We start from the raw sequence: 24364 nt of genomic DNA on the forward strand, positions 1-24364 counted from the left end.
TTTTTTATTACTTTTTACGTATGCTGCATAAAATCGCTTCTTTCAGGCCCCATTTTCTAGGCGGCTGCTGGAAATCAGCGACAAAAGCCTTGCATTCCGCCAAAAAAATACTTATACTTGTAGTATCTCATTCTCACTTTTGTGAATGAGAGGGCTGTTTCTGCCCATAAAATACTGTAATAGAATGAAAAAGGCGGCTGCCGATGTGGCAGGCTGTGTCTATTCTTATAGGAGGTCACTTTCCGTATGGCTGAAAAGTATTGTGCCGTGGTCCTTGCTGCAGGGGAAGGAAAACGCATGAAATCCAACCGCCCCAAAGTGCTCAGCGAGGTGCTGTTTAAGCCCATGCTGCGCTGGGTGCTGGATGCCGTACAGGCTGCTGCTATAAAAGATATCTGCTGTGTAGCGGGCCACCGCCACGAGCAGGTAGAGGCATACCTTGCCAAAGCAAATGAAACTGCCTTTGCGGCGCACCCGGTGCGCTGTGTGCTGCAGCGCGAGCGCCGCGGCACAGGCCATGCTGTCATGATGGCCCGCAGCTTTTTAGAGGAACACCGCGGCGGCCAGGTCCTTGTTTTAAATGGAGACGCGCCGTTCCTTACGCCCGAAACCATCGCAGCTGCCCTGCAGGCACACTGTGAAAACGGCAATGCCGCTACGGTCATTTCTGCACAGGTACAAGACCCTGTTGGATACGGCCGTATTGTGCGCAGCCCCAAAGACGGCCTGCTTGCAGGCATTGTCGAGCAGAAAGATGCAGACGAGGCTGTGCAGAAAATCTGCGAAATCAATTCCGGTTCCTATTGGTTTGCTGTCGATGATTTGTTGGAAGTCCTTTCCGATATTACCAGCAACAACGCGCAGGGAGAGTACTACTTGACAGATGCCATTGCGCTGCTGATTGGCCGTGGAAAACGCGCCAGTGCCTTTACAGCAGAAGATTCTGCTGCAGTTTTGGGTGCGAATGACTGCATGCAGCTGTTTTCGCTCAACCAAATTGCACGGGACAGGGTGCTGCAGCGACATATGGCGGCGGGTATTTCCATTCCCTGCAAAGACGGCGTAATTATTGGTCCAGATGTGAGAATCGGCGCTTATTCGTGCATTTTGCCGGGTAGTATCCTGCAGGGTAGCACCGTAGTAGGCGAGGATTGTACCATTGGACCCAACACAATTTTGCAGAATGCTATGGTAGAAGACCATGTTTTACTCAATTCCGTGCAAGTTTACAACAAAAAAGTTGCAGAAGGGGATTTAATGAAACCCTATTCTGTGCTGCGATAACTGCCATCAACAGGGTGCCTCTTTTTGGGGCACCCTGCTTGTGCGTACGGCCTTTTTCCGTGCGCAAAATATAAAAATAGCGGGGGCCTTTTCAGGCGGGCGGCAGCTCCTTTTTGCGGAGGGGATACTGTTGCTGCTGCCGGCGGAACAGGACACCAAAAGGCAAAAGACAAATGATTGTTACAAAACAGGGGGAAAAGAAATGAATTTTCACGGCAAGGACATCAAAATTTTTGCTGGAAACGCCAACCCGGACGTCGCCAGACAAATCAGTGAATGTCTGGGCCTGCCCATGGGAAAAATCGCTGTTACCACTTTCAGCAACGGCGAAATTTCCGTTTCACTGCAGGAATCTGTGCGCGGCTCTGACTGCTTCATTGTACAGTCTACCTGCTCACCGGTAAACGACAACCTGATGGAACTGCTCATTATGATGGATGCTATGAAGCGCGCCTCAGCGGCCCGCATCACTGCGGTTATTCCGCACTTTGGTTATGCCCGCCAGGACCGTAAGGCGAAGGCCCGCGACCCGATCAGCGCGAAGCTGTGCGCCGATATTATTGAAACAGCCGGCGCCGACCGCGTGCTGACCATGGATTTGCATGCGGCACAGATTCAGGGCTTTTTCAATATTCCGGTTGACCATCTGCGCGGGGCACCGCTTTTGGCTTCCTTTATGAAAGAGCGCCTCGGTGACAATGTCGGCGACTATATTGTCGTTTCTCCTGACCTGGGTTCAGTTACCCGTGCGCGCGACTTTGCAGAGCGCATTGGCACCCGCATGGCAATCGTTGACAAGCGCCGCCAGCGCGCCAACGAATGCGAAGTTATGAATATCATCGGCTCTGTCGAGGGCAAAAAGGTCATTATTGTGGACGACATGATCGATACTGCTGGCACTCTGTGCAACGCCGCCCAGGCGATTATGGAGCACGGCGCGGTTTCTGTTACCGCATGCGCAACCCATGGCGTCCTTTCCGGCCCGGCGATTCAGCGTCTGCAGGATTCTGTACTGAAAGAAGTCGTTTTGCTCGACACCATTCCCCTGCCGCCAGAGAAGCACATTGATAAAATCACTGTGCTGCCCACAGCGCCTACTTTTGCAGAGGCCATCGAGCGCATTTACGAGGATAAGCCGATTTCCCCTATGTTTATCTAAATCTGCGTAAAAAAATAAGAACAGAGGGTTGCCGCAGTGTGCCGAAAAAAGCCGGTGCATGGGTGCGGCAGCCCCTTTTGTGTTGAGGTACTAAAATATGTTATTTTCTGGAAAACAAGTTCCCGCAGGACCAGTGGAGTGGATTTTAGCCGGCTTGGGCAACCCGGGTACAAAGTATGAGGGAACCCGCCACAACACCGGCTTTATGGCATTGGACTGCATTGCCGAGAAAGCCGGCGTGACTGTTGACCGGCTGCAGTTTGAGGGGCAGTGCGCGCAGGCGCAGGTCGGCGGCAAAAAAGTGCTGCTCTTAAAGCCTATGACTTTTATGAATCTTTCTGGGCGCAGTGTCACCGCGGCCATGCGCTTTTATAAGCTGCCGCCCGAGCGCGTCATTGTCTTTTTCGACGACATTTCCCTTGCCTGCGGGCGGCTGCGCATTCGCCGCAAGGGCAGTGACGGCGGACACAACGGCATGAAAAACATCATCTATCTTTCTGGCAGTGATGCTTTTCCGCGGGTAAAAATCGGCACTGGCGCAAAGCCTAGCCCCGAATGGGATTTGGCAGATTGGGTGCTCAGCCGCTTTTCCGCGCAGGACGCAAAGTTGATGCAGCAGAGCATTGAGCATGCTGCCGAAGCGGCCGAGCTTTTGGTGAACGGCAAAACGGATGAGGCAATGAACCGCTACAACGTGCGCGGCTGAGGCCTTCTTTACAAAAAGGCATAAAAAAGCCGCATGGCCCAAAAGCACATGCGGCAGAAAAAAGATTACAGTTTAATGATGCCCAGTGCATTCAGAACACTGGAAACAAGAATCAGAATAATGAAAATAGGCGAAATCCATTTGGTCATTACGTTGCAGAGCTTTTCCCGGTGGAATTTTGAGCTGATGGTCACTTCGTCGTCAATGCTCTTCATGCCGACAAACCAGCCTACACAGATGCAGGTAAACAGCGCAACCAGCGGCATTAAGATGCTGTTGCTGATAAAGTCGAAGAAGTCGAGAAAATCAAATCCAAGCGGCGTTACACCCGAAAGGACGCCAAAGCCAAGCGACGATAGTATGCCTAGGGCTATGGCACAGGCCAGGGACAGCAGGGTCGCCGGTTTGCGGCCGATGTGCAGTTTGTCCATGATAATGGAAACAACAGTTTCCATTAAGGCAATCGAAGAAGTCAGCGCTGCAAACAACACCAGCAGGAAGAACACCGCACCGGCAATGACACCGCCGATACCCATGCTGGAAAAGACCTTTGGCAGCATGACAAACATTAGCCCGGGGCCCTGCTTTAGCTGAGACGGGCTGCCGCCGGAGAACGAAAAGACCGCCGGAATAATGGTCAGGCCCGCCAGAAGCGCTACACCGGTGTCGAAAACATCGACTTGTGTTGCGGATTTTTCCAGGTCTTCATCTTTCTTTACATAAGAGCCGTAGGTAATCGTAATGCCCATGGCAAGACTTAAAGAATAGAAAAGCTGACCCAAAGCCGCCAAAATGGTGTTTGCCGAAAAATGTGAAAAATCCGGAATCAGGTAATACTTTACGCCGGCCATGGCATTGGGCAGGGTCAGCGAATAAATAGCAGTGCCGATATTCAGAATCAGCAGAATCGGCATGAGCAGGCGGCTGACTTTCTCTACGCCTTTTTCCACGCCGAACATGACAATGACAGCCGTTGCGCAGATAAACAGCAGAAACCAGACGATCGGCTCGCCGGTTTGCCCAATATAGGAAGAAAAGAACCCGTCTTTGGCAGAAGCTGCGCTCTGCCCGGTGACAAATACGCCGAAATACTTAAAGACCCAGCCGCCTATGACGCAGTAATAAGGCAGGATAATCATGGGTACAATCGAAGAGAGATACCCCAGCCATTTGAAGCGGTGATCCAGTTTGCCAAAAGCCTCAATGGCAGAAACGCCGGTCTTGCGCCCAATTGCAAACTCGACCATCATCAGGCTGAAACCAAAAGTCACAGCCAGAATAATGTAAACCAGCAAAAAGGTGCCGCCGCCGTACTTTGCGGCAAGATACGGAAATCGCCAAATGTTTCCTAGACCTACAGCCGAGCCGGCCGCGGCCATGACAAATCCGAGCCGGCTGCTGAACGCGCCACGCTCTGTTTTTCCTTCTTTCATCATAATCCCCCTCTGTGTTGTACGAAAGAAACAAGCTTTTCCCTCAAATTAAGAAATATTTAGCCTTTATTATAGCACATCTGTGCATAAAATCCCATATAAACTTTCAAAGTCCATTCATTTCATTGTTTCAGCCGGGCTGGATGATTAATCCTGTAGTAGGAGACCTTTATGAAATTTATTGTAAATGCACTATCCCGTATGCGGGAATACCGCTTGCTGCTAGATGCAGTGCGGCAGAAAAATGTCCCTGCGGCCGTCACAGGACTTTCGGGCATTCATAAAGCAAACTTAATTTACGCGCTGTGGGTACACACCGGGCAGCGCGCTTTTGTCGTGGCCGGCGATGAAGCCGAGGCGGCCCGCCTTGTGGGTGACCTTGCCGCGCAGGGAATGCGCGCACTGTATTATCCGTTGCGGGATTTAACGCTGCGAAACGGCGAAACCGGCTCCCATGAATACGAACACCAGCGCTTGCAGGTGCTTGCGCAGCTGCTAAACGGCGAATGCGATGCTGTGGTCTGCTGTATTGACGGTGCCCTGCAGGAAACCATGCCGCCAGAGGCTCTGCGCACCCGCATGCGTACGTTTTCCCCCGGCGACACCCTGCCCCCGCAGCAGGCGGAGGCTCTGCTGCTGCGCTGTGGCTATGAGCGGGCGGTGCAGGTAGAGGGCCCCGGTCAGTTTGCCCGCCGCGGCGGCATTCTTGACGTTTTTCCGCCGGAAAGTACCGCGCCGGTGCGCCTGGAATTTTGGGGCGATGAAGTGGATACGCTCTCTTTCTTTGACCCGCAGACCCAGCGCCGCACCGACCCTGCCCCGCAGGTCTGCATTTCCGCAGCAGCAGAGGCACTGGCAGACGACCCGGCCGCGCTTGCAGCACGTATTCGCAAAATTGCATCTTCGCTGCGCGGAAAAAATGCACCCCTCGCCCGCCCTATTCTGCAGGAACAGGCAGATATGCTGCAGCAGGGCGTTAAACTTTCGTGTATGGACAAATTCCTACCAATTTTATACGATACGCCAGCCTGCCTTTTCAGCTACTGCGGGGAAGATGATCTTGTGTTTGTCAGTGAAACGGTCAATGTTAAAGAAAAAATGCGCACTGCGCAGTTTCACTGGAATGAGGACCTTAAGGCAGACCTTGTAGACGGCACGCTCTGCCGCCACCTTGACAGCTACAGCAAAACGTGGGCAGATGCCCTTTCCTTTTTTGAAAAAGCCAATACCGTTTTTCTGGATACCTTTGCCCGCGGCAGCTACGAGGTACCGGTTAAGACACTGCTGAACTTCACGGCCCGGCAGCTTTCCGTCTGGGGCGGCTCAGCAGAAACATTGACCGATGACCTTTCTGAGATGCTGCGTAAAAAGTGGTCCTGTGCTGTGCTTGCCGGCAATGAGCGCAGTGCCCATACGACGGTGACGGACCTGCTTTCTGCCGGCATCAATGCGTATTACACAGCGGACACGGAAGAAATCGCGCGCGGTGCCGTGGCCGTGCTGCCCGTTTCCCTTTCCGCCGGGGCCGAGTGGCCGGGTGCATTTCTGGGGATTATCACCCATGGCCGGCTGCTGCAGCAGGCCAAGCACCGCAAAGCAAAACACAATAAAAACAGCCGCCCGCTCAGTTCCCTTTCCGAGCTGCAGGCGGGCGACTATGTGGTGCACGAAAGCCACGGTATCGGCGTTTATCAAGGAATTCATAAAATTGATACGCACGGCATTATTAAGGATTATATTAAAATTCAGTACGCGAAGGGTGACACCCTGTACGTTCCGGTGACACAGCTGGACTTGGTCAGCCGGTATATCGGCCCGCGGGAAGACGCCGCTGTGCACCTGCACCGTCTGGGCGGCACCGAGTGGCAGAAAACCAAAAGCCATGTGCGCCGCGCTGTGCAGGATATGGCAAAAGAGCTGATTAAACTGTACGCGGCACGCATGCAGGCAAAAGGCTTTGCCTTTTCCCCGGACTGCGAGATGCAGCGCGACTTTGAGAGCCGCTTTGAGTTTGAAGAAACCGACGACCAGCTGCGCTGCGTAGAGGAAATCAAGGGCGACATGGAGCGGCAGGCCCCCATGGACCGCCTGCTGTGCGGCGACGTGGGCTTTGGCAAGACCGAGGTCGCTCTGCGCGCCGCATTTAAGTGTATCTGTGACGGCAAGCAGTGCGCTCTTTTGGTGCCCACCACCATTTTGGCGTGGCAGCATTACCAGACTGCGCTGCGCCGCATGGAGGGCTTTCCACTGACAGTCGAGCTGCTTTCGCGTTTTCGCACACCCAAACAGCAGCAGCAGATTATCGAAAAGCTGCGCCGCGGTGAAGTGAATCTGATTATCGGTACGCACCGCCTCATCAGTAAAGATGTCAAGTTCCGCGACCTGGGGCTGGTCATTATTGATGAGGAGCAGCGCTTTGGCGTTGCGCAGAAAGAAAAGCTGAAGCATTTGTGCAACAATGTCGATGTGCTGACTCTGTCGGCTACCCCAATTCCGCGTACCCTGAATATGGCTATGTCCGGCATACGCGATATGAGTGTACTGGAAGAGGCCCCGCATGACCGTCACCCGGTGCAGACCTATGTCATGGAGCACGACGAGGGCATTTTGGCAGACGCTGTCCGGCGGGAACTGCGCCGCGGCGGGCAGGTTTACTGGCTGCACAACGATGTTGCTTCCATTACGCGGGTGGCTGCCCGACTCAAGGCCCGCGTACCCGAGGCACGCATCGGTATCGGCCACGGAAAAATGAGCGAGCAGGAGCTTTCGGAGGTATGGCGGCAGCTGATCGACCACGAAATTGATGTACTGGTCTGTACTACCATCATAGAGACCGGCGTGGATGTGCCCAACGCCAATACCCTGATTATCGACAATGCTGACCGTATGGGCCTTTCGCAGCTGCATCAGATCCGCGGGCGCGTGGGGCGCAGTTCGCGGCGTGCCTATGCGTACTTTACGTTCCGCAGGAACAAAGCGCTGTCCGAGATTGCCCAGAAGCGCCTGTCGGCAATACGCGAATTTACAGAATTCGGTTCCGGCTTTAAAATTGCCATGCGCGACCTTGAGATTCGCGGCGCGGGCAATATTTTGGGCGGCGAACAGCATGGCCATATGGAGGCAGTCGGCTATGAAATGTACCTGAAGCTTTTAGGCGACGCGATCGCCGCCGAAAAAGGAGAAGCCCCGCCGCAGGGTGAAGAGTGCCTGATGGATCTGCAGCTGCAGGCGCATATTCCCGAAAGCTATATTCCCGACAGCAGCGGCCGGCTGGAGATGTACCGCCGCATTGCCGATATTCGCAGCAATGAAGATGCAATGGATGTGACCGATGAGCTGATCGACCGCTATGGCGACCCGCCCGAGAGCGTAGAGGGCCTCGTGCAGATTGCCCTGCTGCGCAACATGGCGGGAATGTGCGGCGTGACGGAAATCAAAGAACAGCAGAGGCAGCTGCAGCTGTACCAAAAGCAGCTGAACATGCAGTGGATTGCGGCTCTTTCGGCGCAGTATCCGGGGCGTGTGCTGGTCAATGCGGGTGCGCGGCCGTATATCGCGGTGCACCTGCAGCCGGGCGAAGATACGCTGACTTTGCTCAAAAACATTCTGCAAAGCCGTCCTTCCGGGAAAAGGCACAGGGCGCCCGCTGCCCCCGCAAAAGAAATGGACAAATCAGCTGGCAAGTAGTATAATACGGCTGTATACATTTTTGTATTTATTGAAAAAAATAACGTTGAAAAATGGAAAGCGGAGAGTGTAATAGCCATGAAATTAAAGAGATTTACCGCCGGCGTTTTGGCCTGTGCGCTGGTTACGGGCGCTGCCGCCGGTTGTACGGTCGGGAAAGATCAGTCTTGGTGTGCAAAAACAGACAGCCTGTCTCTGCCCGCCGGTGTGTATATTTATGAGCTTTACAATGCTTACAGCGAAGCCCAGAGCAAAACCACCGAGTCCGATATGAAAAAGGCAAAAATCGACAATAAAGATGCCATGACATGGATCGGCGACCGCGCAAAGCAGCTGACCAATGAGCTGTTTGTGCTGAATGATAAAATGAAGCAGATGAAGCTGAGCTTTACTGCCTCTGAAAGTTCCGAAATCAAGCAGGTTGCCGACAACGCCTGGACACAGCAGTATTCCAGTATGTTCAGCGACAAGCATGTTTCAGATACTTCTTTTAAGACCGCCTATGCAGAGTACACGTATCAGCTGCGCAAAGTCTTTCTTGGCACCTACGACACCGGTGGAAGCAAGGCGGTTTCGGAAAAGACACAGAAAGAGTATTTTGAAAAGCATTATTCCGATATTGAGTATATGTACGTTCCACTGGAGAAAACATCCACTTCCAGCAGCTCCTCTGCAGCGAGCAGTGCAGCTTCCTCCGCAGCAAGCAGCAAAGCTTCCTCTGCAGCGAGCAGTGCAGCTTCCTCCGCGGCAAGCAGCAAAGCTTCCTCTGCAGCGAGCAGTGCAGCTTCCTCCGCGGCAAGCAGCAAAGCTTCCTCTGCAGCGAGCAGTGCAGCTTCCTCCGCAGCAAGCAGCAAAGCTTCCTCTGCAGCGAGCAGTGCAGCTTCCTCCGCGGCAAGCAGCTCGACTTCTTCCGCGGCAAGCACGACCATGACAGCAGCGGAAAAAGCAGCGCTAAAAAAAGAATTGGATGGTTACCTTACACAGATTCGCGGCGGTAAAACAACCTTAAAGGCTGCCAGTGCCGCTTATGCAAAGGCGCACGGCTCCACTGATTCCTACCAGACCATGACCGAAGATATGGATTCCTCCACAGCAACTTCTTCTCTGCCTACCGATATGATTTCTGCGGCCAAAGAGATGAAAGCCGGCGAGACCCGCCTGCTTGAAGTTTCTTCTACCTACTATGTGATGATGAGCAAAAACGATGTCACTAAAAAGACGGCCTCTTTCTTAAAGGACAGCAGCAACCGTCTGCAGATTCTCTATGCGATGAAAGGTACAGAATTCCTGAAAGAAATTGAAAATGAAGCGAAAAACTATAAGGGTGTTACCTGGAATGACGCCGTGACCAAAAAGTTCACAGCGGACTTGTACTACACAGCGCCTTCCAGCAGTGCAGCATCTACTGCAGCGAGCAGCGCCGCATCTACCGCGGCAAGCAGTGCGGCATCTACCGCGGCAAGCAGTGCGGCATCTACCGTGGCGAGCAGCTCGGCGTCCTCTAAAAAGTAAATTTCCTGCAGGAAATTTATAGGAACAGACAGACAAAAGAATAAAAAGCTCCGCCGAAACGAGAAACTTTCGGCGGGGCTTTTTGTATATCCGGTATTTTTCTTCTGAAAAAGTGAAACTGCCGGCTGTAAAATTTTCATAAAAGGATCAGGGTATCTCCCTGCACGGTGCAGCTGCCATCCAGCTCTTTCACTTTTCGCGTTTTTGCGTCAAAAAGATGATAAAACAGCAGGCTGTCTTTGCCGTCACTCAAAACGTCCTGCAGAAGCAGAAAACGGTCCTCCAGACAGGTGACAAAGCGGCCGAGCGCTTTGTCATAGGCGGTGTCTACAGTACTGTTTAAAATGCCCTGCACCCGCACTGTGCTGCCGCAGTCAGTCAGCTTAAAAAAGCGGCCGTCCTGCCCGACAAAGCGTGCACTGGACTCTTGCGGGCCAAGGTTCAGCTGTGCGGCGTCCCGCTTTGCGCCGGTGTGTTTGCTGACCGCTAAGATATGCTGGCTTTCGGTTGGGAAATGCAGCGCACGAAAATAGAGGTCATCCGCGTCCTGCCCGGCAAAACGCAGCAGGCCATCGGTGCCTGCCTGCAGAACCGGCGACATCGGGACTGCAGGGCAGTCTGCTTCCACGGCGAAAAGGAAGTCTTCCAGCGTACAGGACCAGGCGCAGTCTTTGGCTGGTTCTTTTAAAAAGCGGCGGCTTTGGTAGGCTTTGCGCTTTTCTGCTTCTGTTCCGTAAGAGCAGGCGGCCAAAAGCTTCTGCTCACCGCCGCCGGTAAACGGGAACAGTTCCGCGCCGGCACAAATGCGCGGGTCCTGTACCGACCAGCAGCAGTCTTTTTTCAGGTCATACAGACTGGCGGCCTGCGAAAAACCGGTATGCCGGCGGTATTCCTGAAACAAAGAGGCGTCCCGCCGGCTGGGTGCAGTGCGCAGCAGCACATGGTCGGGGTCCAGTGCACAGCAGCTGGCAAAATTTCCGGCAAAGCGTGTGTGCGACCGCTGCAGTTCGCGGCCGGTCTGCTTATCCAGCTTTAGGAACCAGGCTTCGCTGCCCCCATTTTCCAGTACGGCTAAAATCATACCGGGAAATGCAGAATAATGGATCAAATAATCCGGCTTTGTCACATGGTAAACCGCCAGCACGCGCTCGGCGGGCTCGTTGCGGCTGCGGTCCAGCAAAGAAAGGTCCAGCCGGCCCTCAGTGTGGGTTTCCTGTGCATAGTAAATGTGTTCGCTGCTGCATGATATCAGCTGATTTTTACAGGCGGCAGCGGCGCTGCCAAGGTCTGCAAGTTTCAAAATTTCACCTTCTGTTGTGCGGATATCCGGCCTGTTTTCGGCGGAATTGATGCGGTCTGTTTTTGTCATTATAACACAGATTTTGTCCTTTTGCAGAAAAACGGAGCAGAGTCGTGTTTCTTTTCTGTTCCTTATCAGGTATAATAAATCTATTAGAATAGAAATATATGGGAAGAAGATATACAGCCATGACAGAGTACAGACATGGGACGATTGTAGATTTGGATATTCACGGCGAAACCGAGGAAAGCGCCATGCGCCGGCTGACGCACTGGCTTTCCCGTGCGCCGGCAGATGTGACAGAGGTGCGGGTCATTCACGGCTGCCACGGCGGCACAGTGCTGCGCGACATGGTGCGCGGGCGGCTGAAGCACCCGCGCATTGCCTCAAAGATGATTGCGCTGAATCCCGGCGAGACCAGGCTGATTTTAAAAAAGCCCTGACAGGGAAAACGGAGGATATATGGCATACGTTTCTTTTTGTGATGTGCGAAAAGAATATCATATGGGTGATACTGTTATTTCCGCGGCTGACGGTGTCAGCTTCGAGGTGGAAAAAGGCGAGTTTGTGGTAATGGTTGGCCCCAGCGGCGCCGGCAAGACCACCGTGCTCAATATGCTTGGTGGCATGGATAGCTGCACTTCCGGCACCATTGAGGTAGACGGGCGCAAAGTCAGCGCCTGCAGCGAGCGCGAGCTGACCGAGTACCGCCGGTATGATGTGGGCTTTGTATTCCAATTCTATAATTTAATACAAAATCTGACTGCTTTGGAAAACGTGGAGCTGGCGTCACAGATCTGCCGCGATCCGCTGGACCCGCGCAAGGTGCTGCGGCAGGTGGGACTTGCTGACCGAATGGACAACTTCCCGGCGCAGCTTTCCGGCGGGGAGCAGCAGCGCGTGGCAATCGCCCGTGCACTGGCAAAAAACCCAAAGCTGCTTTTGTGCGACGAACCGACCGGCGCCTTAGACTACGCGACAGGGCGGCAGGTACTGCAGCTTTTGCAGAGCACCTGCCGGGATTATGGTCGCACCGTGGTGGTCATTACCCACAACCAGGCCTTTGCCGCCATGGCCGACCGCGTGATTCGTATCCATTCCGGAAAAGTGCAGGAGGTCAGGACGAATCCCTCACCGCTTCCGGCAGAAAGGATCGAGTGGTAACATGAAAGCATACGGAAAAGCAATTTTTCGTTCGGTTTTCCATTCGGGTACACGATTCTTGGCCATTTTTGCCATTGTCGCGCTGGGGGCGGGCTTTTACACGGGCATTTCTTCTGCGGCCCCGCAGATGCGCTCTACGGTCGACAGCTATCTTGACCGCCAAAACATGATGGATATCGAGGTGCTTTCGACCCTTGGCTTTTCCGCGCAGGATGTACAGGCTGTGCAGAAAGCGGCGGGCGTAGAGGCCGTGATGCCTTCTTATATGGAAGACGTCATGAGCCATATCGGCGAAGCCGATGTTACAGTGCGCGTGCATGCCCTGCCGCAGGCCGGCGCCACGGACACCGGCAACGCCTCTATGAACCGCCCGGTGTTGGTCTCCGGCCGTTGGCCGCAGAGCGCAGATGAGTGCGTGCTGAACAGCCAGCGTGAACTAGAGCTTTCCCTTGGCAGCCAGATTACCGTACAGGAACAAAACGGCCAGAAAAATTTGAAGTATACAAAATACAAAGTGGTGGGCTTTGTGCAATCCCCTATGTATTTAAGCTTTTCACTGGGAACCACCAATATTGGCAACGGCCAGCTGGGGCATTATTTGTATGTGATGCCGCAGGCCTTTTCCAGTTCCATATACACCGCTTTATACGTGACAGCAAAGGATGCGCGGCAGCTGAGCACCTTTACGGAACAGTACCAGGACAAGGTTACCGCAGTGAGCAATGCACTGACCGCGGTAGGCAGAACCCGCGCGCCGCTGCGCCGCAATGAGGTCACAGCGGATGCGCAGAAAAAACTTGATGCCAGTAAAAAGACCTACGAAAGCCAGAAAGCTTCCGCCGAGCAGCAGTTTGCAGATGCGCAGAAGAAACTGACTGCGGCACAGACACAGATTACGCAGAGCCAGCAGACCCTTTCTACAGTACAGGCGCAGATTACAGCCGGCGAAAAGGCGCTGCGCCAGGCACAAAGCCAATATGACAGCGGCCTTGCAGAGTATAAGAGCCAAGAACAAAAAGCACAGAAAGAGTTTGCCGCGGCAGCACAGAAGCTGCAGACCGGCAGACAGGAACTTGCTGCTGCACGGAAAAAATTAGCTGACAGCAGAACACAGCTGGAAGCACAGAAGAAAAAATTGTCGGACGCCAAAGCAGAGCTGCAAAAAGAAGAGAACAAGCTTGCTGCGGCCAAAACGCAGCTGGAACAGTCCCGCGCGCAGCTGGAGGCGGCCGCTCCTGCGGTCGAGCAGGCGCGCACTGCTCTACAGGCGCTGGAAGATGCCGGGCAGGGCGCCGGCGATGAGGCAGCTGCCCTGCGCACAAAGATAACGGAGTATGACGAAAATACAAAGAAACTGGACGCTTCCCAAAAGGAATTTGATGCCGGTAAGGAAAAGCTGCAGCAGGCACAGAAAACCTATCAGCAGCAGTTCGCTGCGGCTGAGCCAAAACTGCAGCAGGCAGAAAAAGAGCTTGCAAGCGGCGAAACCCAGTTGGCAGCAAAGCAAAAAGAGCTTTCTTCCGGGGAGAGCACCTACCAGATACAGAAAGCGCAGGCGGACAAAGAACTTGCCGCGGCAAAGCAGAAGCTGGAGTCTGCCCAAAAACAGATTGCCGAAAAGACGCAGGAGCTTTCTGCCGCAAAAAAAGAGACTGCCGCCGGGCAGCAGAAACTAGCCGCTGCGGAAAAGACCCTGCAGCAAAACCGCAGTGCGCTTGAAAAGACAAAAACCGAAACGCAGCAAAAACTTGCCACGGCAAAAAAGCAGCTGGAGCAGGGGCAGAAACAGCTTGATGCTGTAAAAGCCCCCACGTGGTATGTGCTGGACCGCGACAAAAATGTCGGATTTAACAGCTTTACCTCGGACGCTGACCGCATGCAGTCTATTTCCCGCATGTTTCCCCTCTTTTTCTTCCTAGTAGCGGCGCTGGTGGTGCTGACTACCATGACCCGCATGGTCGAAGAAGATCGTATGGAGATCGGCTCTTATAAGGCAATGGGCTTTTCCGAGCGGGCCATTGCGCGAAAATATTTGCTGTATGCGCTGCTGGTAAGCTTTTTCGGCAGCCTAGCGGGGGTCATCATCGGCGGACTGGTGCTGCCCTCTATCTGCTGGAATGCGTACCGTATTATGTACAACGCGCCGGCTATGACGCCGCAGGTCACGGTTTCCTATGCGGCGGCGGGCTCTGCCGCTGCCATAGCCGTTACGCTACTTTCCACCTGGGGCGCCTGCAGGGCGGTCCTGCGGGAAAAGCCGGCGGCTCTTTTGCAGCCGAAAGCGCCAAAGCCCGGCCGGCGGATTTTGCTGGAGCACATTACGCCGCTGTGGCGGCACCTGAATTTTACCGCAAAAGTGACCGCGCGCAATCTGTTTCGCTATAAAAAGAGGCTGGTGATGACCGTGGCCGGCATTGCCGGCTGCACCGCGCTGATTTTGACAGGCTTCGGTATTAAAGACAGTGTGCGGCATGTGGTCTATGACCAGTACCACGGTGTTGACCGCTACAATACGGTTATCAGCCTGCAGACCGGCGGCCTTTCGGACGACACCAAAAAGATTTTGCAGAATCAGAAAAATTTTCAGCAGTGGATGCTTTACACGAACCGTTCGGTCGACATTTCCAATACAGCCGGCACCTCTATGGCGGGCAACCTGCTTGTGCCGCAAAATGCGGCACAGCTGAAAGATTTTGTACGTTTGCAGAACCGCACAAGCAAAACCCCGGTCGCTTTTCAAGAAAACAGCGTGCTGGTCACCGAAAAACTGGCCAACCGCCTGGGGCTGAAAGTGGGCAGCAGTGTGCGGGCACCCGACAGCACCGGCAAAGTGCATTCCTTTACAGTGACGGGAATTACAGAAAATTATATATTCCATTATGTCTATATTGCACCGCAGGAGTACCACAGAGTGACGGGCGAAACACCCAAAGGCAACGGTATTTGGGCTTCTTATACTGGCAGTGAAGAAGCAAGCAAGTCCCTCAGCAGCACCCTGATGAAGCAGAGCGGCGTCGAAACCGTTGCTTTTTTGGAGGATATCACCTCTTCTTTTGACAACATGATCAATGCCCTCAATGTCATTGTTGTGGTGCTCATTCTCTGTGCGGGCATGCTTTCCTTTGTGGTGCTGTACAACCTGACAAACATCAATATTACCGAGCGCAGCCGCGAAATGGCGACCCTGCGGGTGTTAGGCTTTTACCAGCGGGAAAGCGCGGGCTATATCTACCGCGAGACCACGCTGCTCACTGTTTTGGGCAGTGCCCTGGGGCTTTTACTGGGTGTCTTTATGCACCACGCGGTGATTACAACTGTAGAGGTGGATGTCTGCATGTTTCCGCGCACCATAGACCCGCTCTCTTTCCTGTGGAGCCTGCTTTTGACCGCCGGCTTCACAGTGGCAGTGGATCTGCTCATGTATCCGCGCTTTCGGAAAATCAATATGGTGGAGAGCCTGAAATCTGTGGATTGAGCGCTGCGGCTTTTCAAAAAATTCCTTTTTTAAATCAATAAATGTGCTATAATAAATGCACAAATTTACGTGGAACTGCAGGAGGCGATGACTTGGAGCGCTTACAAAAACCAGATCGGCACAGCTACGCACTGCGGGCTTTTTTGTATGGCATTCTCACAGCGGCAGTTATTTTTATTCCGTTTATGATATACGATAAGGGGTATTTCCTGTTTTACGGGGACTTTAACGTACAGCAGGTGCCCTTTTACCAAATGTGCCACGATGCCATCCGCAGCGGAAACTGGCGCTGGAGTTGGACCACCGACCTCGGTGCCAACTTTATCGGCTCCTATTCGTTTTACCTTTTGGGCAGCCCCTTTTTCTGGCTGACCATGCTCTTCCCCAGCGCGGCGGTGCCCTACCTGATGGGTCCGCTGTACATTTTAAAATTCGGCTGTGCCTGCCTGACCGGCAGCATTTACCTGCGCCGCTACTGCAAAAATGGCGACCTGGCTGTTTTGGGCGGCATGCTGTACGCATTCTCTGGCTTTTCGGTGTACAATGTATTCTTTAACCATTTTCATGAAGCCATTGTCTTTTTCCCGCTGTTTTTGTGGGCGATGGATGAATACATGTACCACCGGCGGCGCGGCGTGTTTGCTTTGTGCACTTTTCTGTGCTGCTTTGTCAATTACTATTTCTTTGTCGGCATGGTCGTGTTTGTCATTATTTATTGGCTGGTGCGCTGGTTTGCAAAGGATGAGCACTACCGCAACATCAGCGGCCGTGACTTTGGCTTTTTGTGGGTCGAGGCAGTGCTGGGTGTCTTGTGCTCTTGTGTGCTGTTGCTGCCGACGCTGTTTGCCATTTCGCAGAACAACCGCGTCAATGACCCGAGCAACGGCTGGAATGCTCTGCTTTACGACAGCAATCAGCGCTACCTGCATATTTTAAGCTGCTTTTTCTTCCCGCCGGATCTGCCGGCGCGTGCGAACTTTACCCCGGACAGCAACAGCCAGTGGGCCTCTTTGGGGGCGTGGCTGCCGCTGTTCAGTATGAGCGGCGTTATTGCCGCCCTGCAGGCGCACAAAAAGACCTGGTACAAAACCCTGCTGTGCATTTTGTTCTTTATGGCGTTTGTACCGATTCTTAACAATGCCTTCCAGCTTTTCAATGCCTCTTACTATGCCCGCTGGTACTACATGCTTACCCTGATGATGAGCCTTGCCACGATTGCCTGCCTGCAGCGGGAAGATGTCGACTGGGGCCGTGCAATTCGCTGGACTTTGGGTATTACGCTGGCAATCGGCCTTTCAATCGGCCTTATGCCGAGCATCAGCTCGACCGAGACTAACAGCGGCCAAACCATCAAGACAGTTTCGTACGGACTGGAGAAATACCCAAGCCGCTTTTGGGCCTATGTGGCAATTGCGCTGGTCAGCCTTTTGCTTTTAATCATCATTTTCCGCTATTACCGCCGGCATAAAGAGATTTTCCTGCGCATGGCGACTGCAGGGGTCGCGTTTATCGCGGTGATTTACAGCCTGTTTTACATTACGACCGGAAAAACGCAGAGTGATGATACACATAATGAAATTATTCCCTATGCGCTCAACAGGGGCGCAGATATACACCTGCCCAGCGACGGCAAGCAGTTCTGTCGGCTGGATGTCTATGACGGCATGGACAACTTGCCCATGTATTGGCAGCGCCCGACGATACAGGCGTTTCACAGTATTGTACCGGGCTCTATTATGGAATTCTACCCGACGATAGGCGTCACGCGGGACGTGGGCAGCCGCCCAAGCACAGAGCCCTATGCCCTGCGCAGCCTTTTAAGCTGCCGGTGGCTTTTTGACCCCATTAACCACGGGCAGGATTTTATCGACCCCTCTACCTCACAGACACGTATGCCGGGCTGGAAATATTATGCCACGCAGAACGGCAGCAAAATCTATGAAAACCAGTACTTTATCCCCATGGGCTTTAGCTACGACAAATATATTACCCGCACCGAGTACAACGCCCTACCTGAGGGCAACCGAAACCTGGCGCTGCTGAAAGCGCTGGTTGTCGAGGATAAAGATGTGCAGACCGCGAAAGCAACCATGACCCATTACGACAATATCGCTACAGCAAATTATACACAGGAAACCTATTTTACCGACTGCAAAGCACGCGCACAGAATCCCTGCAGCAGCTTTACAACCGACAACAAGGGCTTCACTGCGACGGCCTCCTCCACAAAATCGCGGCTGATTTTCTTCAGCGTGCCATGGGAGGGCGGCTGGAGCGCTACGGTAAACGGCACGGCGGCCACGATTGTAAAAGTCAACGTCGGTTTTATGGCGGTACAGGTGCCGGCAGGGACAGCGACTGTCCGCTTTACGTACCAGACCCCCGGGCTGAAAGCCGGCGGTGCAGTGACCGCGGTCGGCTTTGTGTTGCTGGGCGGCTATGTCTATGCGACGGATACAACCGGCCGCTGGCGCAGGAAAAAACTGCACGATATACCGAAAACTTCGAATTAAAATAGACAGCAAAGAAATGAGAAAATCCGGACCGAAGTGGGAAAAACCTGCTTTTAGGTCCGGATTTTGCTGTAAAAACAGTATAAATACAGCGCTTTTGCCGACAAAATGTGACAATACTTGCTTTTCTTATCCACTTTGCTGTAAAATAAATTGTCAATATCTGCATATACTACAGGGGCGTGCCGCCGGGGCAGACAAGCCTGCTGCGAAAGGAGGAAACGAAATGTATCACTTCTTTGCAAAGCTTTCGCGCATGAGATATATTCTGCGCTGGGGGCTGATGCGCAATGTGCGCAGCGAAAATCTGTGTGAGCACAGTTGGGAAACTGCCGTGCTAGCCCATGCCCTGGCTACGCTGCGCAACCGCCGCTTTGGCGGGCACGTAGATGCGCAGCGCGCAGCTCTGCTGGCGCTGTTTCACGACGCACCAGAGATTTTAACAGGCGACCTGCCCACGCCGGTCAAGTACGCGGGCAGTGCCATCCGCACCGCCTATGGCAAAGTGGAAACAGAGGCCCAAAAGGAACTGCTCACTTTGCTGCCACAGGACCTGCAGGCAGACTATGCGCCGCTTTTAAAGCAGGACGACCCGGCCGATGCCGAGCTGCTGCCGCTGGTAAAAGCTGCCGACAAACTCAGCGCGCTGATTAAATGTGTCAACGAGCGCAGCATGGGAAATACGGAATTTGCCCGCGCCGAAGAAAGCACCCGCAGGACGCTTACAGAAATGAAGCTGCCTGAGGTAGACCTTTTTTTGCGGGAGTTTCTGCCAAGTTACAGCCTGACACTGGATGAGCAAATCTGACAAGTTTTAGAGAATTCTTTTTTAATTCTTTAAAAGAATATTATAATACGGAATTTTTAGTATACTAAGGCAGTGTATCGTGACTAATTCTGTCAATACGGGAATGAAAAAGGGTTGATGTTGTGAAAAAGAAAAAAAGACCGCCCTTAGCAAAAAGATATATTGTTCGCAATGTGCTGATTTTAGTGCTTAGTCTGGTACTGCTGGTAGGCGGTGTCGGCTGTATTTATGTGGATAATATTATGGCTAAGGGGAATTACGTAAATGACCGCAGCTCCCTGCTGAATACCCCGCTTACGGCCAGCGCGGTGGATTCGGGCACAAAGTACAGTACCAACGGCGCAAACCAGATAAACGGCATGCTCAAAGACGAGGCCATTACGAATATTTTGGTTATCGGCGTTGATGATTACCAGAAAGATGACCCCATCGGTCGCTCTGACAGCATGATGATCATCAGCCTGGACAACCGCCATAAAAAGCTGAAGCTTACCTCTTTTTTGCGTGACACGTATGTCGCAATTCCCAACAATGGCTCTAATAAGCTCAATGCCGCCTATCATTTCGGTGCGTACAATACCGTGGAAAAGGACGGCGCAAAGGCCGGCGATGCCACCAGCGTAAACGCCGGTGCCCAGCTGTGCATTAAAACACTTGAGCTTAATTTCGGTATGTATATTGACCGCTATGTCGTGGTTAAGGATTCTGTTTTTGACAGTGTAATCGATGCCCTTGGCGGTGTGGATGTCAACATCACCGCAAAAGAAGCGGGACAGATTAACTGCTTCTCTGGCTCAACAGCCGCAAAACTAAAGGGCGTTAACGGTGTTCAGCATTTGGATGGTGCCCAGGCGCATTACTTTGGGCGCATTCGGCTGGAGGGTTACGACAAGAGCGGAAACAACATTACGATTCCCAATGTTTACGGGCACTATGGCGATGTCGGCCGTGCTGAGCGCCAGCGCATGGTCGTGACCGCGATTGTAAATAAGTTTAAAAAGAGCGACCTGCAGACCATTTCCAGCTTAGCGACACAGGTGCTTTCAAAAGTGATAACGAATTTTAGCCGCAATGAGGTCTACAGCATTTTGGGGCAGGCGGCTACGGTTATGAATTACCCCATGAAACAGAACCAGGTGCCGGCAGAGGGCAACTATGACACCCCGCTGCTTGATGTGGGCGATGTTGTACAGATTAAAGACAACAAAAAGCTGGTCAACGATGCCCTTACATTCCTGTATGAAAATGACAAGCCGGATGTTTCTAAAATTGCCTTGGCGGCAATGAGTAGCTCCAGTTCGTCGAGCTCTGCAGATACTACGCAGAGCGACAGCAGCACAGACAACGGAAACTGAATACAGAAACTGCTGCAGGAATTTTCCTGCAGCAGTTTTTTATCGGGAGGAAATAAAAAAGTTGAAGACACCCCTTTACACAGCCCTGCAGCAGCACCGAGCGCTGCACCGTGCGCCGTTTCATACTCCTGGGCACAAGTGCGCCCCCGGTGCACTGCCGCCGGACCTTTTGGCACTGGATTATACCGAACTGCCAGACACAGACAGCCTCTTTGAGGCGAGCGGGCCGATTTTGCAGGCAGAGCAGGCTGCTGCTGCCCTTTTTGGTGCAAAAAGGACTTTGTTTTCGGCGGGCGGGTGTTCTCTGTGCATTCAGACGATGCTGCGGCTTGCCTGTCCGCAGGGCGGCACCGTGTTGTGCGCACGCAATGCACACCGCACAGCGGCCAATGCTATGGCACTGCTGGGGCTTACGCCGATGTGGGCAATGCCGCAGGAAATGCTTTCCATACTTCGATATAATACAAACAGTATAAATGCCTGCTATGTTACCAGCCCGGATTATTATGGCCGCATTTTAGATATCCCGGCGCTGTCAGAAGCCTGCCACAGACGTGGAATCCCGCTTTTAGTAGATAACGCCCACGGCACCCACCTTGCCTTTACGAAACCAGATCTGCATCCGCTGCACCAGGGTGCCAGCATGACTGCCGACAGCGCCCACAAAACACTGAATGTCCTAACCGGCGGCGCATGGCTGCAAATTGGCGAGGAACGCTATGTAGATGCTGCGAAAGCTGCAATGAGCCTGTTTGCCTCTACCAGCCCCTCTTACCCGATTATGGCAAGCCTAGACCTTGCCCGCGCTTTTTTGCAGGAGAATCCCCATGCTTTTGCACCGGTGCAGCGCAGCGTGCAGGCGCTGTCACAGGCGGCGATGAGCCGTGGTATCCCCAATGTCAGCGATGACCCCGCGCGCCTGGCACTCTGCACCGCAGAAATCGGGATTTCCGGCACTGCTGCCGCACAGATTTTTCGTGCAAACGGAGTCGAGCCAGAGATGGCGGACGCCGCCTATGTTGTCTTGATTGCAACACCGTGGAATACCGCCGAAGATTTTGTGCGTGCAGAAAAGGCTGTCAATGCCCTGCCGCTTGCAGAACCGCTGCCCCGCCTGCCGGACCTGCCGGACCTGCCGCCAGTGCGTCTGCCCCTGCGGGAAGCTGTTTTTGCCCCCTCTCATACGGTGCTGCTGCAGGACGCGGTGGGCCATGTAGCAGCCGAAGCGGCCTGCCCCTGCCCGCCGGGCATTCCGGTAGTTATGCCCGGCGAAGAAGTGACTGCGCAGGCAGTGCAGTTCCTGAGAAGATATGGATTTCTTTCTTTGCGTGTGCTATAATAACTTTTGGTATACGAAATTTTCTGCCCAGCAGCCGGCTCTGTCTTTAAAAGCAGCAGGCAGACAGGAGGAACCCTGTATGAAACTGGTACTTGCCATTGTCAACACCGACGACGCTGCCTTGGTAAACAGCAGCCTGACGCGGGCGGGTTTCCGCGTCACAAAGCTGGCCACAACCGGCGGCTTTTTGAAGTCCGGCAATACGACATTCATTATCGGCACAGAGGACGACAAAGTGGAAAAGGTCTTAAAACTGCTGCGCGGCCAGTGCAGCCGCCGCACCCAGGTAATGCCAAGCACCGCGATTACGGAGGGAACAATGTATTCTTCTTACCCAATCGAGGTTACGGTGGGCGGCGCGACAGTGTTTGTGCTGGATGTTGACCGCTTTGAAAAGCTGTGAAGCTTTCTCTGCCGGCGGGCATGTGCCCCCCAGAGGTACAGCAGGCCTTGACCGCAGCCTATGCTGCGGGCCGTATTCCGCACGCGCTGATTTTTGAGGGTGCAGCTGAAAGAACGCTGGCTTTGGCAAAACATCTGGCACAGGCGGCAGTTTGCACGGCCCCGCAGGAGCGCCCCTGCGGGCACTGCCCCGGATGTGTGAAAGCGCAGGCGGGCAGCCACCCTGACATTACGATGGCGGGCGGCGGTGAGGCCGGGCGCTCTTTCCACAAAGATGAGATTGCGCTGTTGCGCCGCAATGCGTATATCCGCCCGAATGAAGCAGCGGGCCGGGTCTTTATTTTACAGAATGCGCAAAACCTTTCCCCGCAGGCACAGAATGCGCTGTTGAAAATTTTGGAAGAACCGCCGGCGGGGGTGCAGTTCTTTTTGACCTGCGACCGCGCGTCTTCTCTGCTCGATACGGTGCGCAGCCGCTCGCAGATTTATATGCTGTCTGCTGCCGGTCAGCCGCAGGACGACGGCCTAGCTGCACAGATTGCGCTGGCGCTTTGCCGCCCAAAAGAGAGCGACTTGCTTTATTTGACAGCACCGCTGCTCAAGGACCGGCTGCGGCTGCGCAGCGTACTGGAAAAACTTGTGCTGATTTTTCGCGATGCGCTGGTACTGCGCAGCGGCGGCGCTACTATTTCGGGCGAAGAAGAGACAGCACGCAGCCTAGCAGGAATGCTGACGCGCGCGCAGCTGTATACACTGACACAGACCACACGGGAAATGTGCGGATATGTTGAGCGCAACGCCAACACGGCGCTTTTGGTGACGGACCTGTGTGCCCGCCTGCGCCGTGCCGCAGCACATTGAGGATGAATAAAAGATACGTGAATTTATCGTTTCATTATTTGCAGGAGGTACCATGGCAAAAGTTATCGGCGTGCGGTTCAAAAATCTGGGCAAAGTCTATTATTTTGACCCAGAGGACCAGCAGCTGCAGATTGGCAACCACGTTATTGTGGAAACGGCCCGCGGCGTGGAGTGCGGCGAAGTCGCTATGCCAAACCGCGAAATTGCAGAAGACCATATTGTGCAGCCGCTGCGCAAGATTATCCGGGTCGCAACACAGAAAGATTTGGACAAAGTAAAAGAAAACTGCGAAAAAGAAATTAGTGCATTTGAAATCTGCCAGAAAAAGATTGCCGCGCATCAGCTGGAAATGAAACTGGTGGATGTAGAGTATACGTTTGACAATAATAAAATTCTGTTTTACTTTACAGCAGATGGTCGGGTCGATTTCCGTGAATTGGTGAAAGACTTGGCAAGTGTTTTCCGCACACGCATTGAGCTGCGCCAGATCGGCGTACGCGATGAGGCCAAAATGCTGGGCGGTTTGGGGCTGTGCGGCAGGCCTTTTTGCTGCAGCCAGTTTTTGGCAGGTTTTCAGCCGGTTTCCATTAAAATGGCTAAGGAGCAGGGTCTCTCCCTCAACCCGGTGAAGATTTCCGGCACCTGCGGGCGGCTGATGTGCTGCTTAAAATATGAGCAGGAAGCTTACCAGGACCTGCAGCGCACCACCCCGCCGGTGGGTTCGTATGTGCTGACCCCCGAGGGCCGGGGCACCGTGACTGCAACAAGTCTGTTGACCGGCGTGCTGCAGGTGCACTTAGACAGCGCCTCTGCAGAGGCCGCACCAATTCGCTGCAAGGTAAAAGATACAAAGTTTCTGCGGGCACCAGTGGCCAGACCGCGCCAGCATACGAAAGAAAAAAGGCCTGAAAAGGCTGCTGCCGGCGGAAAATCGGACGAAACAGGCAGCGATGCCGTGCATAATAGACGGAACAAATGACATGCGCTATAATTCTTTCTTGCATTTTGGCAAAAATATGATAAAATGATAACGAAAACAATAATATGGAGGTGTGTTTAAAATGGCATATCAGATTAGCAGCGATTGCATTTCCTGCGGTGCTTGCGCCGGGGAGTGTCCGGTTAACGCAATTTCTGAGGGTGACGGCAAGTACGTCATCGATGAAAGTGCGTGCATTTCCTGTGGTTCCTGCGCAGGTGTCTGCCCTGTCGGAGCTCCGAAAGAGGCTTAATGCGTTGCAAAAGAAAGGGCGGTGTGCCAGACACACCGCCTTTTTTCTATGGCCTTTTATAAAAAATGGGAGTATGGTACAGCATATCTGTGTATTCCCAATTTTTACTTTATTATTAATTATTAGAAAAATTA

The 24364-nt window shown here is 53.3% G+C and carries 18 protein-coding genes; 16 read left to right on the plus strand and 2 right to left on the minus strand.

What is annotated here, in order from left to right; translation table 11 throughout:
• Positions 1-246 precede the first annotated feature (246 nt).
• The 3 genes from LKE53_11065 to pth all read left to right on the plus strand — a co-directional run bounded on the left by LKE53_11065 (position 247) and on the right by pth (position 3149).
• Positions 247-1284 carry an NTP transferase domain-containing protein gene (locus LKE53_11065; protein ID MCH3973274.1) on the plus strand — a complete coding sequence of 346 codons (1038 nt, stop codon included), beginning with the start codon at positions 247-249 and terminating at the stop codon, positions 1282-1284.
• A gap of 202 nt (positions 1285-1486) precedes the next feature.
• Entirely contained in the window at positions 1487-2443 is a 957-nt protein-coding gene (locus LKE53_11070; protein ID MCH3973275.1) for a ribose-phosphate pyrophosphokinase, read from the plus strand.
• Between the two features lie 97 nt (positions 2444-2540).
• Positions 2541-3149, plus strand: a complete 609-nt coding sequence (gene pth, locus LKE53_11075; protein ID MCH3973276.1) for an aminoacyl-tRNA hydrolase — start codon at positions 2541-2543, stop codon at positions 3147-3149.
• Positions 3150-3214: 65 nt separating this feature from the next.
• On the opposite strand, the gene LKE53_11080 is transcribed toward pth, so the two are convergent.
• Positions 3215-4582, minus strand: coding sequence for a sodium-dependent transporter (locus LKE53_11080; protein ID MCH3973277.1), 1368 nt, complete (start codon positions 4580-4582; stop codon positions 3215-3217).
• Positions 4583-4753: 171 nt separating this feature from the next.
• Between LKE53_11080 and mfd the strand changes: the two genes are divergently transcribed.
• Together mfd and LKE53_11090 are read left to right on the plus strand one after the other, a co-directional pair.
• The gene (mfd, locus tag LKE53_11085; protein MCH3973278.1) at positions 4754-8269 is read left to right on the plus strand and encodes a transcription-repair coupling factor; all 3516 of its coding nucleotides are present in this window, start codon (positions 4754-4756) and stop codon (positions 8267-8269) included.
• Positions 8270-8347: 78 nt separating this feature from the next.
• Positions 8348-9781 (plus strand): hypothetical protein, encoded by a 1434-nt coding sequence (locus LKE53_11090; GenBank protein MCH3973279.1) that lies wholly within the window; start codon positions 8348-8350, stop codon positions 9779-9781.
• A gap of 136 nt (positions 9782-9917) precedes the next feature.
• Here LKE53_11090 and LKE53_11095 read toward each other — a convergent pair whose 3' ends face one another.
• Positions 9918-11150 (minus strand): hypothetical protein, encoded by a 1233-nt coding sequence (locus LKE53_11095; GenBank protein ID MCH3973280.1) that lies wholly within the window; start codon positions 11148-11150, stop codon positions 9918-9920.
• Between the two features lie 119 nt (positions 11151-11269).
• On the opposite strand from LKE53_11095, the gene LKE53_11100 reads away from it, so the two are divergent.
• From LKE53_11100 to LKE53_11150, 11 genes are all read left to right on the plus strand, one after another.
• On the plus strand, positions 11270-11524 hold the full coding sequence (locus LKE53_11100; protein MCH3973281.1) for a Smr/MutS family protein: 255 nt from the start codon (positions 11270-11272) through the stop codon (positions 11522-11524).
• A gap of 19 nt (positions 11525-11543) precedes the next feature.
• Positions 11544-12245, plus strand: coding sequence for an ABC transporter ATP-binding protein (locus tag LKE53_11105; protein ID MCH3973282.1), 702 nt, complete (start codon positions 11544-11546; stop codon positions 12243-12245).
• A gap of 1 nt (position 12246) precedes the next feature.
• Positions 12247-15720, plus strand: a complete 3474-nt coding sequence (locus LKE53_11110; GenBank protein MCH3973283.1) for an ABC transporter permease — start codon at positions 12247-12249, stop codon at positions 15718-15720.
• Positions 15721-15812: 92 nt separating this feature from the next.
• Positions 15813-18233, plus strand: coding sequence for a YfhO family protein (locus LKE53_11115; GenBank protein ID MCH3973284.1), 2421 nt, complete (start codon positions 15813-15815; stop codon positions 18231-18233).
• Positions 18234-18459: 226 nt separating this feature from the next.
• Positions 18460-19041, plus strand: coding sequence for a 5'-deoxynucleotidase (yfbR, locus tag LKE53_11120; GenBank protein MCH3973285.1), 582 nt, complete (start codon positions 18460-18462; stop codon positions 19039-19041).
• A gap of 122 nt (positions 19042-19163) precedes the next feature.
• Positions 19164-20396, plus strand: a complete 1233-nt coding sequence (locus LKE53_11125) for an LCP family protein (GenBank protein MCH3973286.1) — start codon at positions 19164-19166, stop codon at positions 20394-20396.
• 61 nt (positions 20397-20457) lie between these two features.
• Positions 20458-21735: an amino acid decarboxylase gene (locus tag LKE53_11130; GenBank protein ID MCH3973287.1), complete on the plus strand. Its 1278-nt coding sequence runs from the start codon at positions 20458-20460 to the stop codon at positions 21733-21735.
• A 79-nt stretch (positions 21736-21814) separates the two neighbouring features.
• Positions 21815-22138: a cyclic-di-AMP receptor gene (locus tag LKE53_11135; GenBank protein ID MCH3973288.1), complete on the plus strand. Its 324-nt coding sequence runs from the start codon at positions 21815-21817 to the stop codon at positions 22136-22138.
• 47 nt (positions 22139-22185) lie between these two features.
• Positions 22186-22998: an ATP-binding protein gene (locus tag LKE53_11140; protein ID MCH3973289.1), complete on the plus strand. Its 813-nt coding sequence runs from the start codon at positions 22186-22188 to the stop codon at positions 22996-22998.
• 52 nt (positions 22999-23050) lie between these two features.
• A complete protein-coding gene (locus tag LKE53_11145; GenBank protein ID MCH3973290.1) occupies positions 23051-23977 on the plus strand; it encodes a stage 0 sporulation family protein in 927 nt (308 codons plus the stop codon).
• An 82-nt stretch (positions 23978-24059) separates the two neighbouring features.
• The gene (locus LKE53_11150; GenBank protein ID MCH3973291.1) at positions 24060-24230 is read left to right on the plus strand and encodes a 4Fe-4S binding protein; all 171 of its coding nucleotides are present in this window, start codon (positions 24060-24062) and stop codon (positions 24228-24230) included.
• The last annotated feature ends 134 nt before the right edge of the window (positions 24231-24364 follow it).

The sequence above is a fragment of the Oscillospiraceae bacterium genome, from assembly GCA_022483045.1.
Classification (GTDB): Bacteria; Bacillota; Clostridia; order Oscillospirales; family Acutalibacteraceae; genus Caproicibacterium.